Origin of the sequence: Streptacidiphilus melanogenes, from assembly GCF_000787835.1 — a bacterium.
Classification (GTDB): Bacteria; Actinomycetota; Actinomycetes; order Streptomycetales; family Streptomycetaceae; genus Streptacidiphilus; species Streptacidiphilus melanogenes.
This window is the reverse complement of the sequence record NZ_BBPP01000083.1, coordinates 1-13,938: the sequence shown is the minus strand read 5'-3', so window position 1 is coordinate 13,938 and position 13,938 is coordinate 1. Positions and strand designations below refer to the sequence as shown.

General features: G+C 69.4%; 13 protein-coding genes and 1 pseudogene. 9 read left to right on the top strand and 5 right to left on the bottom strand.

Annotated elements, in window-relative coordinates:
* The first annotated feature begins 899 nt into the window (after window positions 1-899).
* Together TR49_RS38595 and TR49_RS38590 are read left to right on the top strand one after the other, a co-directional pair.
* Window positions 900-2,453, top strand: coding sequence for an MFS transporter (locus tag TR49_RS38595; RefSeq protein WP_063770269.1), 1,554 nt, complete (start codon window positions 900-902; stop codon window positions 2,451-2,453).
* A gap of 1 nt (window position 2,454) precedes the next feature.
* Complete coding sequence (locus TR49_RS38590) at window positions 2,455-3,042, top strand: TetR/AcrR family transcriptional regulator (protein ID WP_042390915.1); 588 nt, start codon at window positions 2,455-2,457, stop codon at window positions 3,040-3,042.
* A 130-nt stretch (window positions 3,043-3,172) separates the two neighbouring features.
* On the opposite strand, the pseudogene TR49_RS38585 reads toward TR49_RS38590, so the two are convergent.
* A pseudogene (locus TR49_RS38585) lies at window positions 3,173-3,583 on the bottom strand (NADH-quinone oxidoreductase subunit D-related protein); the annotation flags it as partial.
* 59 nt (window positions 3,584-3,642) lie between these two features.
* Between TR49_RS38585 and TR49_RS38580 the strand changes: the two are divergent.
* On the top strand, window positions 3,643-4,152 hold the full coding sequence (locus TR49_RS38580; protein ID WP_042390913.1) for an MFS transporter: 510 nt from the start codon (window positions 3,643-3,645) through the stop codon (window positions 4,150-4,152).
* Window positions 4,153-4,242: 90 nt separating this feature from the next.
* Here the strand turns inward: TR49_RS38580 and TR49_RS38575 are convergent, their stop codons facing one another.
* Window positions 4,243-4,911 (bottom strand): winged helix-turn-helix transcriptional regulator, encoded by a 669-nt coding sequence (locus tag TR49_RS38575; protein ID WP_042390910.1) that lies wholly within the window; start codon window positions 4,909-4,911, stop codon window positions 4,243-4,245.
* 70 nt (window positions 4,912-4,981) lie between these two features.
* Between TR49_RS38575 and TR49_RS38570 the strand changes: the two genes are divergently transcribed.
* Window positions 4,982-6,547, top strand: coding sequence for a DHA2 family efflux MFS transporter permease subunit (locus tag TR49_RS38570; protein WP_042390909.1), 1,566 nt, complete (start codon window positions 4,982-4,984; stop codon window positions 6,545-6,547).
* Between the two features lie 277 nt (window positions 6,548-6,824).
* Here the strand turns inward: TR49_RS38570 and TR49_RS38565 are convergent, their stop codons facing one another.
* A complete protein-coding gene (locus tag TR49_RS38565; protein ID WP_084725846.1) occupies window positions 6,825-7,592 on the bottom strand; it encodes a transposase in 768 nt (255 codons plus the stop codon).
* Between the two features lie 34 nt (window positions 7,593-7,626).
* Here TR49_RS38565 and TR49_RS38560 point away from each other — a divergent pair, with 34 nt between their 5' ends.
* Window positions 7,627-8,046, top strand: a complete 420-nt coding sequence (locus TR49_RS38560) for a hypothetical protein (RefSeq protein ID WP_369405372.1) — start codon at window positions 7,627-7,629, stop codon at window positions 8,044-8,046.
* Between the two features lie 88 nt (window positions 8,047-8,134).
* On the opposite strand, the gene TR49_RS38555 is transcribed toward TR49_RS38560, so the two are convergent.
* Entirely contained in the window at window positions 8,135-9,025 is an 891-nt protein-coding gene (locus TR49_RS38555; protein WP_042390903.1) for an ATP-binding protein, read from the bottom strand.
* Window positions 9,026-9,072: 47 nt separating this feature from the next.
* Between TR49_RS38555 and TR49_RS38550 the strand changes: the two genes are divergently transcribed.
* The 3 genes from TR49_RS38550 to TR49_RS38540 all read left to right on the top strand — a co-directional run bounded on the left by TR49_RS38550 (window position 9,073) and on the right by TR49_RS38540 (window position 13,091).
* The gene (locus TR49_RS38550; RefSeq protein WP_236653740.1) at window positions 9,073-10,452 is read left to right on the top strand and encodes an RNA polymerase subunit sigma-70; all 1,380 of its coding nucleotides are present in this window, start codon (window positions 9,073-9,075) and stop codon (window positions 10,450-10,452) included.
* Window positions 10,453-10,671: 219 nt separating this feature from the next.
* Complete coding sequence (locus TR49_RS38545) at window positions 10,672-11,991, top strand: MFS transporter (RefSeq protein WP_084725844.1); 1,320 nt, start codon at window positions 10,672-10,674, stop codon at window positions 11,989-11,991.
* Between the two features lie 503 nt (window positions 11,992-12,494).
* Window positions 12,495-13,091, top strand: coding sequence for a hypothetical protein (locus TR49_RS38540; RefSeq protein WP_042390899.1), 597 nt, complete (start codon window positions 12,495-12,497; stop codon window positions 13,089-13,091).
* A 145-nt stretch (window positions 13,092-13,236) separates the two neighbouring features.
* Here TR49_RS38540 and TR49_RS38535 read toward each other — a convergent pair whose 3' ends face one another.
* Window positions 13,237-13,506 (bottom strand): hypothetical protein, encoded by a 270-nt coding sequence (locus tag TR49_RS38535; protein ID WP_152627699.1) that lies wholly within the window; start codon window positions 13,504-13,506, stop codon window positions 13,237-13,239.
* 237 nt (window positions 13,507-13,743) lie between these two features.
* Here TR49_RS38535 and TR49_RS46200 point away from each other — a divergent pair.
* The coding region (locus tag TR49_RS46200) for a hypothetical protein (RefSeq protein WP_236653739.1) at window positions 13,744-13,938 on the top strand (195 nt) is incomplete at its 3' end.

The following is a 13,938-nucleotide window of genomic DNA, read 5'->3' as shown; positions in this document are numbered from 1 at the left end:
CCCCCCAGCCAGCCGCCCGGCCCGCCGGACAAACCCCACCCCCACCCGACCGCCCCCAGCACCTGTCAACCGCACACCCAAAAAGAACACCGCCCACCACGGTCCACACGCCGACGACGCGACCCACGCCAACCGCCAACCACGGCAACCCGCGCCGCGCTGACACAAGCACAGCACAGCACTGCACAGCTCCCGGGACCGCCCCTGCCCGCTCCCCCGCCGCGCGCAGCGCCGAACCCGCGGCAGCGAATCCCAGCAGCACCCAACTGCCGCGCCCTCACCCGCGATACCGGCCCCGGGCCACCCACGCCCGATCCACGCGAACAGCCACAGCTCCCCGCCCCCACGCCCACCACCAACGCAGCCAGCCCACACCCGGACCGGCATCCGGCGCCCCCGGGTCGACAACCGACGTCCCCGGGTCGACAGCCGACGCCCCAACCCGCCACGCTCTCCCGCGAACACCGCGGGTCCACGGAACCGGCCTGGGGAATCTCCCGAGCGCCGACACGCCCCGGACCACCGCTCCACGCTCCGAGCCCACCAAGGACCCAGGTCTCCGTCGGAGACGAAGTGCAGGCCCAGCTCGCCCCTCCGGCACTCCACCGTCACGTAGACCTCCCCGGGCGGAACCGCTCGCGCGTCGGATCAGCTTGTTGATGGCCCGACGCCGGTAGTGAGCTAGTGCGCTCACTTGACAGCAGGGGCAAGCTGGTCTAGTAAGTGAGTTAGCTCACTTACTAGACCAGGGGGTGTACGCCATGGTCGCCGCGGAGTCGTTGGACGGATCAGGAGCTGTGCCGGCCGCTGGGCCGGCCGGTGAGGCGAAGGTGGAGCAGGCCGAACCGTTGGTTGGCGGTGCCGGCAGACAGCTGGCGCTCCGGTCGAGAATCGGCGTGATGACGCTGGTACTGCTCTGCGCAGTGCAGTTCCTCGACATCGTCGACGCGGCGATCGTCAACGTGGCATTGCCGTCCATCCAGCGCAGCCTGAACTTCTCCCAGCAGAACCTGCAGTGGGTGGCCAGCGGCTACATCCTGACGTACGGCGGGTTCCTGCTGCTGGGCGGGCGGCTCAGCGACCTGCTCGGTCGGCGCCGGATGCTCCTTGCCGGCCTAGCGGTGTTCGGCATCTCCTCGCTGGTCGCGGGGCTGGCCGACGGTGCGGGCCTGCTGGTTGCCGCCCGGCTGGTCCAAGGGCTCGGCGCGGCACTGATGGCCCCAGCCGCGCTGTCGCAATTGACCACCAGCTTCCGCGAGGGCCGGGAGCGCACCACAGCACTCGGCGTGTGGGGCGCGGTCAGTGGCATGGCGGCCGCGGCCGGCGTCTTCCTCGGCGGGGTTCTCGCGCAGGGGCCGGGGTGGCGATGGGTCTTCTTCGTGAATCCGCCGATCACCGTGGCCGTGGCCATCGCAGCGATCGCGCTGCTGGCCGCGGACCACGCGAGCCAGGGCACTGGAGACAGGGCCTTCGATTCCGCCGGTGCGGTCCTGGTCACCGGCGGCATGCTCGCCTTGGTCTACGGCCTGGTGCGTGCGCCGGCAATTGGCTGGGGATCTGGCCAGACTATCCTCGCCCTGGCCGGATCCGTGGTCCTGCTCCTGCTGTTCGTGCGCAACGAACGGCGCAGCAGCAACCCGCTCCTGCCACTGGCGATCTTGCGGGTGAAGGGCCTCGTCGCGGCCGATCTCACCCAGCTCATCGCCTTCGCGGGCTTCTTCTCGCTGCTGTTTTACGCGACGCTCTACATGCAGGAAGTCCTGCACTACTCACCCCTGAAGGCCGGAGCGGCCTATCTCCCGATCACCGCAGGGTTCGCCGTGGCCGGCGCCGTCACCTCGCAGCTGATCCCGCGCATCGGCACACGCCCCATCGTCACCGGGGGCTGCCTGGTTGCCGCCGTCGGGATTTTCGCCGTGTCCCGGGCTCCGCTGCACGGCTCGTATCTTGTGGATCTGCTCCCCGGCTTCATGGTGATGGCACTGGGAGCCGGGGCCGTGTTCGTGTCAATCACCGCCGCCGCGAACGCCGGTGTCCCGTCCCAGCAGGCCGGGCTGGCGGCAGGGCTGCTCAACTCCTCCCAGCAGATTGGCAGCGCCCTGGGTCTCGCGGTCCTGTCCGTCGCCGCCACCGCCCGCACCGACCAGCTGCTGGCCGCCCACGTCCCCCAGATCGTGGCGTCGGACGCCGGATACCACCGCGCGCTCCTGGTCGGCAGCATCGTGATGGCAGCCGCGGCGCTGCTCGCGCTGCGCATCAAGAACACCCGCCAGTCCGCGCCGGTCGTGATGGTCAACGCCGACCCGAAGGCGGGACTCACGCCGCGACCGTCGGCACAGCAACCGCCGAGGACCAACCGAGTCGACCCGATCGCTAAGGTTGGGCACCGAACGCCGACCAGCGTGGCACCCACGCCCAGTCCTCAAGACCGCACCAGCCGACCGGACGCATGAGATGACTGACCAACGACCCAAACGACCCGCCACCGCTTCGCGGTCGGACAAGCGCAGGCGGCTGCTCAACGCGGCGGCCCAACTGCTGCACCAGCAGGGCGTCGAGCGCACAACCCTGGCGGAGATCGCGCAGCTCGCCGCCGTTCCCACGGGCGGCGTGTACTACTACTTCAAGACCAAGGACGACGTCATCGCGGCGGTCATCGATGCGCACGCGGAGCAGATGCAGGCGGGCTTCGCGGGGATCGAGGCCGGTCACCACGACCCGAAGAGCCGCCTGAAGGCCCTGGTGCGCGAGTTCGCCGCCCAGCACGAGCTGATCGCCCAGTTCGGCTGCCCCTTGGGCACACTGTGCTCCGAGCTCGACAAGCGCGACGAAGAGCCCAGTCCCGCCGCCGACCTCATGCACCTGCCCATCGCGTGGGCGGAACAGCAGTATCAGGCACTGGGCCGCGACGACGCGCATGAGCTCGCACTGGACCTGATGGCCGCCTACGAGGGCAGCGCACTGCTGGCCAACACCATGCGAGACCCCCAGATCCTCACCAGCGCAGCGCGACGCATCGCGGCCGCCATCGACGCACTCTGATCCGGCCCAAACACCCAGACCCACCCCCCGGCCCTGTCTGGCTGGTAGGTCTGGAGGGATGAGCTGTTGGGCCAGGCTGCGCGGCTTGTGGACGGGGATCCCGCGCAACACGATCGCGCTCACGCGGATTTCACCGGGCCACGCCGCCCATGACCGGGTCGATGCCGGCCACCGCGACGGTGATGTCCGCGGCCTGCCCGCCCTCGCACATCGCGGCCACTGTCTGCAGGTTGGTGAAGCTCGGGTCGCGGAAGTGCATCCGGTATGGCCGGGTACCGCCGTCGGAGACGACGCGGAAGGCCTCCGTCACCAGCTTGAAGTGGTGGATCAGCGCCTCCATCGACTCGCCCATGAGGGTGCGAATGCAGTCCAGCAAGTTGCCCAACCCGTCCGCACCGAGCGACAGCTGCTCTGGCCACGCGATCTTCTTGTCCGCCACCATGACTGGACCTGCGCCGCCGCCCAGCTGCCGCAGGCACTGCTCGACTTTCCGCAGCGACTGCCCTATCTCGTGTGCCTGCCCACAGCAATTCGCCACCGGCCACCAGGACCAGTCCTCCCGCCCGCTGCAGGAGATAGCGGGTCCAGTCGATTCCACCGGTGTGCCACACGCCGGTCCAGCCGGACACGGCGTTTCCCGGGAGCGCGCTGCCCTTCGCCGGCGGCGCACTGTGGCAGGCGACCGCCACCGGGGACCGGCCCGGCTACGCCGCGCAGATGCTGGGCCCCTGGGTCGTCTCCGGCATCGCGGTCGGCCTCGCCCTGCCGCAGCTCACCGCCGCCGCAACCGCGGCCCTGCCGGCGCACCAGGCCTCCACGGGCTCGGGCGCGGTCAGCATGGCGCGCCAGCTCGGCATGGTGGTCGGCACGTCGATCATGGTCGGGCTGCTCGGCACGGGCCTGCCCTCGCTAGCCCGCTCCCAGCACGTCTGGATCTTCATGGCCGTCTCGGCGGCGGCTGCCGCGATCGCGCCGCTCGTCATGGGCGCCGTGCGCGGCCCGGCGCCCGAGGCGGCGACCACGCCATCGCAGGGCGTCGGCGCGGATCAGCCCCTTCCCGGCGCCCGAGATCCGCACGACCCACAGCCCACGGGTCGCCCGGCCACCTGAGAAAGCCGTTGCCCCCGCGGTGCCAGGGCCGCAGCAACGGCATTCGCACGAGGCGGGTCTCGCGCCGGCGGTGCGGGTCGGGCCGGCGCGTCAGCGGCCGGCCTGCTCCTGGACGGGCGTGTGGTCCTGCGGGACCGGCTGCAGGCGGGTGAGCAGGTCGAGTCGGCCGGTGGCGGTCAGGTCGAGCTGGCGGGCGCTGTCGAGGTCGAGTAGGCCGCTGAGCAGTCCCAGGACGCTGCGAGGCGGACCGTCCAGGACGAGGTCGGGGTCGGCCGCTCGGCCGACCTGGGTGCGGACCCGGCCCTCTCGCAACTCGATGAAGGCAAGTTCGCCGCCCGCGCACAGCTGGATGACAGCGGGCGCGGCATCCGGATCGGTGTCGGTGGTGAACCACTGCGGGGCGTAGGCGAGCCAGCGCGCCTGGAACGCGTCGTCGGGCCGTTCCTCGGTCATGAACCTGAGCCCGAAGAGCCCGAGCGCCTTCAGGACCGGCTCCAGCTCCAGGCCGGTCTCGCTCAGCCGGTACAGGGCGGTCGCGATCGGTGGGGGTGCGTCCTCGCGGGTGATCAGCCCGGCGGCCTCGAGCTCCTTCAGGCGGGACGACAGCAGATTCGCCGCGATGCCCGGCAGGCCGTTGCGCAGGTCGGTGAACCGGCACGGGCCCTGCAGAAGGAGTTCCCGGACGATCAGCAGCGTCCAGCGGTCCCCCACGACGTCGAGTGCCCGGGCGATCGAACAGTACTGGCCATAGCTCCGCATGCGCCCAGCGTACTGCATCATGTAAAGCGAGTGATAGAAAAACTAAAGCAACTGTGTCTATATTTGAACCATGACGAGAACGCCTTCGAAGCCGCTCGTGCTCACGGTGCTGCTGCTGGCTTCCTTCCTGATCAATCTCGACACCACCCTGGTCAACGTGGCACTGCCGTCGCTGACCCGTGAACTGGGCACCTCCACCTCGCAGCTGCAGTGGGTCGTGGACGCCTACAACCTGGTGTTCGCTGCGCTGCTGCTGACCGCGGGCAGCCTCTCCGACCGGTTCGGCCGCAAGGGCATGCTGATCGCCGGACTTGTGGTGTTCGGCGCGGCCAGCTTTGTCGGCGGTTACGCCGGCACTCCGGGGGGGCTGATCGCGGCCCGCGCCGTGATGGGCCTGGGCGCCGCCATGACGTTCCCGCCCACTCTCGCGCTGCTGACCGGTGTCTTCACCAGCCGCAAGGAGCGGGCTCTGTCGATCGGCCTGTGGGGCGCGACGGCCGGCGTCGCGATCGCACTCGGGCCGATCGTGGGCGGCTTCCTGCTGGAGCACTACACCTGGTCGAGCATCTTCTACATCCTCGGCCCCGCCTCGCTCGCCGTCATCGCCCTGGTCGCGGCATTCGTGCCCGCCTCCCGCAACCCGGCCGCGCACCGCCTGGACTACTGGGGACTGATCCTGTCCGGCACGTTCATGGGGCTGCTCGTCTACACCATCATCGAGGCGCCCGACCGGGGCTGGGCGTCACCGGCGTCCCTGACCGGGTTCGCGGGGTCGGTGGTGCTGCTGGCAGCGTTCATCGTCGGCGAGCGGCGAACGGAGCAGCCGATGCTGGACGTGCGGCTATTCAAGGACATGCGGTTCAGCGCCGCGAGCGCGGCGGTCACCATCGCGTTCTTCACCCTGCTCGGGTTCATCTTCCTGATCACGCAGTTCTTCCAGTTCGTCCGAAGCTACAGCCCGCTGTCCGCCGGGGTGCACCTGCTGCCGGTCGCGTTCGCCGTCGCGATCGGGTCGACGCTCGGGACCAGGCTCGCGGTGAAGGCCGGGACCAAGGTGATCGTCATGGCCGGGTTGGCCTTGCAGGCCAGCTTCTACTTCTGGGTCGCGAGCGACATCTCCCCCACCCTCAGTTACGGGGTTATCGCCGCTCAGATGGTCGTCTACGGCCTGGGCATGGGCCTGACCTCCGCGCCCGCGACCGAGTCCATCATGGGCGCCGTCGCCGCCGACCAGGCGGGCGTCGAATCCGCCGTCAACGACTCCACCCGGCTGCTCGGCGGCACCCTCGGCGTCGCGATCATCGGAAGCGTCTACGCCTCCGTCTACGGCACCCGCCTGACCAGCGTCCTGCCCCCCGCCCTGCCCCACCCGCTGGCCGAGACCACCCACCAGTCCGTCGGCGCCGCGTTCGCCGTCTCAGCCCAACTCACCGCCCACGGCCAGCCAGCCCTCGGTGACGCCGTCCGCCAAGCCGCGATCACCGCCTTCGACCACGGCCTCAGCACCGGCTGTGTCGTCGCCGCGTGCGTCGCTGTCGCAGGCGCCCTGCTCGCTGCCGCGTTCCTGCCCGCCCAACCGCCCCAGTTCCCCGCCCCCGAGCATGGTCCCGTCGAGCTGGCGGCCACCACCAGCTGAAGCATCGCTTCCCTCGACCCCTGCACGACTGCGTTCGCATCGGCCGGCCCGTCGGCGTCCGGATGACACGGAGCCGCGGTCGGCCCAGGTGCCCGTGGTCAGCGGGACACGGCGACAGGCAAGGGGCACCAGGGTCATCCGCCCCTACGCAGCCGCCCAGCGCTGCCGTATGGACCTTCGTAACGATGCGCCGGACGGCCGACGCAGCCTAAGGGTCGTCCCGTAATGAATCTCCGATGGACCGCGACAGGGTGGTCCGCCTCTGGGTGCGCTTCGCCTACGCGGCCTGCAGGAGGTTGTGCAGGCGGGCGATGCCGAGCATGGCGTGGTGGACTCCGTCGCCCTTGAGGCGGCAGTCGCGGAGGATCTTCCAGGTCTTCATGCGGGCGAATACGTGCTCGACGCGGGCGCGGACCTGCTTGTGTTCGCGGTTGTGCTCGGCCTGCCAGTCGGTGAGCTCGCCGCCGGGCGGCCTGCGGTGCGGGATCACGAGTCCAGTGCCTGGATAGCCGCCGTCGGCGATGGTCGTCGTCCGGCCGACGGCGGCCTTCGCGCCGGACTCCTCCCATGCCTTGCAGTCGTTCCGGTTGCCCGGCAGGGGTTTGCCGACCGCGACGACCAGCCGGGTGTGGGCGTCGATGACGACCTGGTGGTTGGTGGAGTACCGGTAGTTCTTCGACTTCTCGGCGATCGCGTGGTCGCGGGTGGGAACCAGGGTGCCGTCGACGATCAGCACGGTGCCCTCGCGGAACCGGCGCCGGGGCTTGAGTGCGAGCAGCGGCCCGACGTGGTCGATGATCCGGCCGGCCGCCGACTTGGACACCCCGAACAGCGGCGCGAGCTGCCGCAGCGTCAGGTTTGTACGCCAGTAGGCGGCGACCAGCAGGACCCGGTCCTCCAGCGGCAGACCCCACGGGCGGCCCCGGCGCACCATGTCGGCCCCCTCACGGCGGAGCATCGTGACCAGCTTCTGGAATTCGCGCGGACCCAGCCCGATGAACGGGCCTATCCATGACGGCTCCGACGCCGTGATCACACCAGCCACGCGGTGATCATCTCAGTTGCAGCCTTCCCCACCCGTGGCCGATCCTGTGCGTTCGGTCGACGAGGAGTATGTGGTGGGACTTGTTCTGTTTCCCGGAGACGACAACACGGACAGCCCGGACATCTGCTGGTCGTACACCGGCTTCGGGATGTTCCGGGAGTGGCTGGCCAACATCGAGGGCTTCACCCTCGACGAGATGCAAGGCTTCGGGGGGAAGCGTGCCTGGAGTGACGTTTCCACGACGCTGGCACCACTCCTCGACCACTCGGATTGTGACGGCCCCGATCTCACGCCGACGCAGTGCGCTGCGATCCTGCCCCGTCTCAACGAGATCGCAGCGATGGCGCAAGACCCGGGCGATCCCATCTGGCAGCGCCGCATCGAGGACGTCCGCCAACTCGTAGTCGTCCTGCAGGTCTGCATCGAGAAGGACGTGGACCTGCTCTTCGGCTGACCGCCAGTCGACGCCCCTCCTTGTTCAACCGCTATACGGGACAGCCCTTAGGGGCCACCGGAAGGCGAGCCTGGACGTGTCGGATCTGTCAGACGAAGAAGAAGCGCGCGGCGGCTTCGGCGGGCGTAGTTCCTTGGCGACGTCCGGGGACGTCGTGGACGGCGGTTGCGCCCTCAGAGCGCAGTTGGTCTGCGGCGGCATGTCGGGCCATGATCGCGGCGTAGGCGCGGACGTCTGTGGCGGTGATGTCAGTGCGGCCTCGTCCCGCGTGCTGCTGGAGAAGATCGGTGACGTCCGGGTCGAATCGCAACATGGTCACCGGGCTGTTGAAGCGCCTGGCGATGGCGATGAGTCGTGCGCGCGCTTGGGGGGTGACGTTCGTGGACTCGGCGACCGCGCTGTGTCCGGAAGCGAGCCTGGCGACGATCCTGCGGTCACGCTCCTCGAAGATCCGAGCGTCTGCCGCTTCGGAGTCCGCTTCTGCGGGTGAGGTGCCGAAGAGCTCTGCGCGGATCTCGTCGCTGGATACCACGGCTTCCTCCTCGATCTGCCGACTCGCGATCAGTGCCCGCACGAAGCTGGTCTTGCCCGAGGCTGGCGGTCCGACGAGGACGACCAGGCCCGCCAGCACTCGGATCAGCCCGGAAGCGCCGGGTGCGGGAGTGTTGAGGTAGAGATTGCCGGCGCAGTCGAGGGCTTCTTCAGGGGAGCCGGCGGGCAGTCCGTTGGGCAGGATGTTGTCCTGGTAGCTGTCATTGCTGGCCAGGTAGAGAGCGAAGCTCCAGGTGTGCAGCATGCCGGTGAACCGCAGGCGGCACAGCCGGATGGTCTGCTCGCCAGGCAACTCGGCATCCACGTAGGCGAATCCGGCGCGGAACCGGACCGTGATGGCGTTCACCTGTGGCCAGCGCCCGCAGGCGTGACGGTTCAGGCGCTGGCGCAGGTGGTGCTGCATCGAGTCCGGCGGGTTCTTCGGCACGGCCCCATCCTGCCGAGTGCGGGCGTGGGCTCGCCATGATCTTGGTCGTGAAGGGTGGGCAGCGGGCGGGGACGGCGGTCGCGGTGGTGCTGGTGACCGAGGTCCGCGAGCGGTTGATGAGGACGTCGGTTTCGGCGAGGTCGGAGGCGCGGGCGATGCTGCGGGCCCGAATCGTGCTCGAGGCGGCGGACGGGCTCGCCAGCGGAGCGATCGCGCGGGAGCTGGAGGTCAGCGTGAACACGGTGCGTAAGTGGCGCGGCCGATTCGCCGTCCTGGGCGTTGCCGGGCTGCGGGACGCCGAACGGTCCGACAGCTTCCACGAGCGACCGACCATGACACACCGCACAGCAGCGGACGATGAGTCTGGGAGGGCAACGGTGTTACAACCTGCAGAGAAGGTGTCCCAGGAGAGGAGGGGTGGCTGGATGACCGATTCGGTGCTGGTCCGGGCCCGGCTGGGAGACAGCGACGCCTTCGCCGAGCTCACTGACCCCTACCGTCAGGACCTCCAGGTGCATTGCTATCGGATTCTTGGCTCGTTCCACGACGCCGAGGACTTGCTCCAGGAGACGCTGCTGTCAGCCTGGCAGGCACTCGATCGCTTCGACGGGCACTCGCTTCGGGCCTGGCTCTACCGCATCGCCACCAACCGTTGTCTCAACTACCTTCGTGACGGTACGCGCCGGCATCGGGACGCCAAAGTGGTCGATCCATCCTCTTTGTCTGCCGGTTTGGTGCACTCTGATGTGCCCTGGTGGCTGGAGCCGTACCCCGATGCCCTCGTCGCGCATGTCGAGACGAGTCCCGAGGCTCGGTTCGAAGCCAGGGAGTCGATCGCCCTTTCGTTCGTGGCCGGGCTCCAGCGTCTTCCGACCCAGCAACGCGCCGCTCTTGTCCTACGCGATGTCCTGGGATTCTCGGCGGCCGAGGTAGCCGAGATGATCGGCTCGACTCGAGCGTCAGTGAACAGTGCGCTCCAGCGGGCACGCGCTGCCTTTGTGCCCTCCCGAGATCGCGATCAGGTGGCCCTTCCGCGCTCGAGCCAGGAGGCGGAGACGGTGGAGCGCTTCGTCGACGCGCTCGAAGACGGAGATGTCGAACGCATCGTCGCGCTGCTCACCGATGACGCGAGGTTGACCATGCCTCCGGAGCCCTTTGAAATGCGAGGTTCGCGCGCCATCGCGGACTACCTCATCCGCGTCTGGGGCGACGGGGTCACGGTGGTCTCCACCCGGGCCAACGGCTCCGCGGCGTTCGGCTACTACGGTTGGGATCCGGACGCCGACGTGTATCGAGCGACCGCGATCATGGTGGTGTCGGTCGCCAGGCAGCGCGTGTCGTCGCTCGCGAAGTTCGGGGACAAGAGCCTATTCGCGGCCTTCGGCCTCCCGGGGACCATCAGGAAGACTCGGCCGGCGGCGGAATAGCGGGCCGCTCCGACGCTGCTTCACAAGCCCAGCAGGGGCTCTACGAGCTTCAGGTTGGCCGCCGTGTCCACCGCGATCACCTGACCCGGGCGAGTCTCAGGTCGGCAGTGCCTTGGACTGCAGCGATGAATCTGACGTTCGCACGGTGTTCTAACTGGTGGAAGCGGATCGCCTGAGCCGGCGATCGGCACGGCCCTCCAGTTCTTAGGGATACCGACGATGCGCAAGTCAGCCGGGAGTTCGCCGCAGGTCCGCAGGCCGCTCGCAGGTGTGTTCGCCGTATGGCGGACCGGGCTGTCGGGGCCTGTCCTTGTCCTTCAAGCCGGCACCGCACTCAACTATTTCGGCACGGGACTGATCGCCCCCTTCGAGATCATCTACCTGCACCAGTTTCGCGGCTTCTCCACGGCGACGGCGGGGCTGGTGCTGGCGGCGGTCATGGGCACGGCGGCGATCGTGACGCTCCCGTCGGGGGCGCTGCTCGACCGTTTCCGCGCGAAGCCGCTGCTGATCGTCGGGAGTCTCGCGAGCGCGGTGGGCTATGCCGGTTTCGCGTTCGTCGACCGTCCCTGGCAAGCCTTCGGCTGCTCGGCTGTCGGCGGCGCCGGCTTTGGGCTTGCGCAGACCGCCGGTCAGGTTCTGACGCTGACCCTGGTGCCGGCGCGGCAGCGCGCCGCCTCGATCGCGCTGCGCCGGGTCGCTGGCAATTTCGGCATGGGCATCGGCGCGACCGTGGCCGGCCTCATCGTCGCGTCCGACAGTCATCTGCGCGCGTTCCAGGGGCTCTACCTGTTCGACGGCGTCACCTTCGCTGTATTCGCGCTGATCTTGCTCGTGGGGATTCCGAATCTTCGTCATACGAAGGCTGCGCCGGCCATCGAGAAGGGCACGGGGTTCCGAGCCGTGGCTGGTGATCGCCTGCTGCTGCTGCTGATCGCCTCGAACGTCGTGCTCGTCATGGTCGGCGGCGCGTTCTACGGCGACATCCTCGCACCGTTCGCGGTCGCACACACCCGCGTCGGGCCGGGCCAAATCGGCCTCGTCAGGTTCCTCAACACTGCCTTCATCGTCGTTGCGCAGGTTCCGGCCACCCGGGTGGTCAAGCGGATGCGACGCACCCACGCTCTGGCGGCGACCAGTGGGCTGTTCGCGATCGGCCTGCTCGCGGTCCTGCTCGCACCGCTGACGCGCTCGACCCTGACCGCAACGAGCATCTTGGCCGGGGTCGCCATCGTGATCGCGATTGCCGAATGCGCACAGTTCGTCGTGCTTGGCCCCCTCGTCGCCGACCTCGCGCCGCCCCATCTGCTCGGCCGCTACATGTCTCTCTACGGCCTGAGCTTCATGGTGGGTGTGGCGCTCGGACCTGCGGTCGGCGGCGCACTGCTCGACACTTCACCCGATGTCGTCTGGTGGGGAGGCGCGTTGGCGCTCGCATTGACCGGGGTCGGCTTGCTGCGACTCGGCGACCGAATCCCAGACCCGCTCCACCAGCTGCCGACAACTCCCACGCCTACCCCGGAGCAAGAGCCCGCGTGACGGTGCCGGGCACGAGAACCTCACCGCCCACGGCCTGGTCCTGGAGTTGCTCACTGGGCCCCTGCCCGGCATCTACGACGGGCAAGTTGCCGTTCGCGTTCTTCGCCGCGATGGCGGGTCAGCGGCGTGGTGTGGTCTTGGCCCTGCCCTTCCGGGCGCAAGTCCTGACCAGACGGGGCCTGGTTCGCGGGTGGCGCGTCGCCGCCGGCCAGGACCACGCAGCACTGGCCGGTCACCGCAGGCCCCCGGGCTCGCCCGCGGCTGGGGAGGCCAGCCGATCCGGCTCGGCTCCGGCCAGTGCACCTCCAGGCCGGCGAGGAAGGCCTCCGGGTCGGCGGCCAGCGCCTTGCAGCAAACCGATCATGCCAGAAGTGGCCAGCCACTTCTAACGTGCCTGAACAGGGCCATGGCCAGGCGGCGCAACCGCTTCGGCCCGCCTGCTGCCCGGGGCGCCCTGGACGGCGGTAGGGCGAGGGTGCCTGAGCAGGAAACGAGGTGCCCCGATGTCCGCGCAGCCGATCCACGGCGCCCACCACGCGCCGATCGCGCGCACCCAGAACGCGGTCGCCGCCGCCCTGCCCGCCGGACCCTGGATGGACTTCTACCGCGAGATGGGCGAGGCCACCCCGGAGGTCTCCGCCCACGCGGGTTTCCGCCTGCGCTGCCTCGTAGCGGGCGGCGACCTGAAGGTCCCCCAGCCGGTCGGGCTGCGGCGGCAGCACCTGCTGCACCTGCTCCGCCACGGTGCGCACCGTCTCCAGTCGCCGGCGCTGGTAGGTGGCCAGCCAGTTGACCACCACCGCCACCAGGCCCGCGGCGCTTACGTCCAGGGCTCTGCGTTGCCCACCGGCTGCCCCAGCCGACCCCGAACCGCTGCCAGGCAAACCGTCGCCGACACCGCGCCCAACACCAGCAGGGCCCTGCCGAACGGCAGCAACGCCCCCGCCGCCACGCAGCCGGCCGCCAGGAGCGGCCCGCCGGCGTATTCCGGCGGGGCGACGACGCCGATGACGATCGCGGTCGCAACGACGATTGCCGGCGCCCAGCGGACCCGGTCCGGCCAGGTGGATTGTCGGGGTGTCATCTCCGTCGATTATTGATCAAACCTGGGCAGAAGGACGCCACCTCACTGTTTGCGTCGTGGCGCTCTCGCCCTCATGGTGAGTGCGCCCCCGACTCCGACACGAGGTACCTCGGCAGTGGCCGCTCGGGGGAGTCGACCGTCCGCATCCGGCGGTGGCAGCGTCACTGGAGGCGAAGGTCTACTCCGGTCAGTGGCCGACCAAGGAGGGGACACATGAACAGGCGTTCCCCGCTTTCTCCGTAGTACGCGAGGTACCAGGCGCTCTCGCTGGTGGACGGGAAGGGGATTTCCGTCGGTTCCAGCAGGCGCACCGTCCAGGTGCCGGGAGCGAGACTCCACCACTGGAACCTGCAGGGGTGCCGCTCGCCGATCCGCTGGTACCGCTCGTCCAGCAGGGCGACGAAGCCCGAGACAACTATCAACGCACTCACAGAATCAGACAGTACGTCGAACACAACTTCCCATCACGACCTTTCGGGGTGCCTGGGGCCTCGTCGTCCGATCGCGTGCGGACAGCGACGCTGGCTGCCGGGTGGGAGGGATGGGAAGCGATGTGTGACACTGTCCCGGCCCGGCGGTGGTGCCGGGGACGGGATACCGCTGGGGGGCGGCTTCTTCGGGGCCCTCCCGCGCCCGCTGAAGGGAACGGCACGGTGCTGGGGGGCGCAGTGGATCGCTGGCAGGCGGGGGAAGCGGACGGGCCGGGCGGACAGGGAGGCGCGAAGGCCGGACTGTCCACGCGGCTGGTGGCCGGTGTGGTCGAGCAGTTGGAGGAGCTCGTGCACAGTGTGGAGGATTTAAGGGTGGCTGCGGGCCTGTCTCTGGGGCGGGCCGAGGAGTTGCGAAGAATGCTCAGCGATTGC

What these genes read in the sequence shown, in the direction of transcription:
- TR49_RS38545 (WP_084725844.1), top strand. Translation starts at nt 10,672, where the DNA reads ATGCGCAAGTCAGCCGGGAGTTCGCCGCAGGTCCGCAGGCCGCTCGCA.
- TR49_RS38575 (WP_042390910.1), bottom strand. Translation starts at nt 4,911, where the DNA reads ATGCGGAGCTATGGCCAGTACTGTTCGATCGCCCGGGCACTCGACGTC.
- TR49_RS38590 (WP_042390915.1), top strand. Translation starts at nt 2,455, where the DNA reads ATGACTGACCAACGACCCAAACGACCCGCCACCGCTTCGCGGTCGGAC.
- TR49_RS38595 (WP_063770269.1), top strand. Translation starts at nt 900, where the DNA reads ATGACGCTGGTACTGCTCTGCGCAGTGCAGTTCCTCGACATCGTCGAC.
- TR49_RS38540 (WP_042390899.1), top strand. Translation starts at nt 12,495, where the DNA reads ATGTCCGCGCAGCCGATCCACGGCGCCCACCACGCGCCGATCGCGCGC.
- TR49_RS38570 (WP_042390909.1), top strand. Translation starts at nt 4,982, where the DNA reads ATGACGAGAACGCCTTCGAAGCCGCTCGTGCTCACGGTGCTGCTGCTG.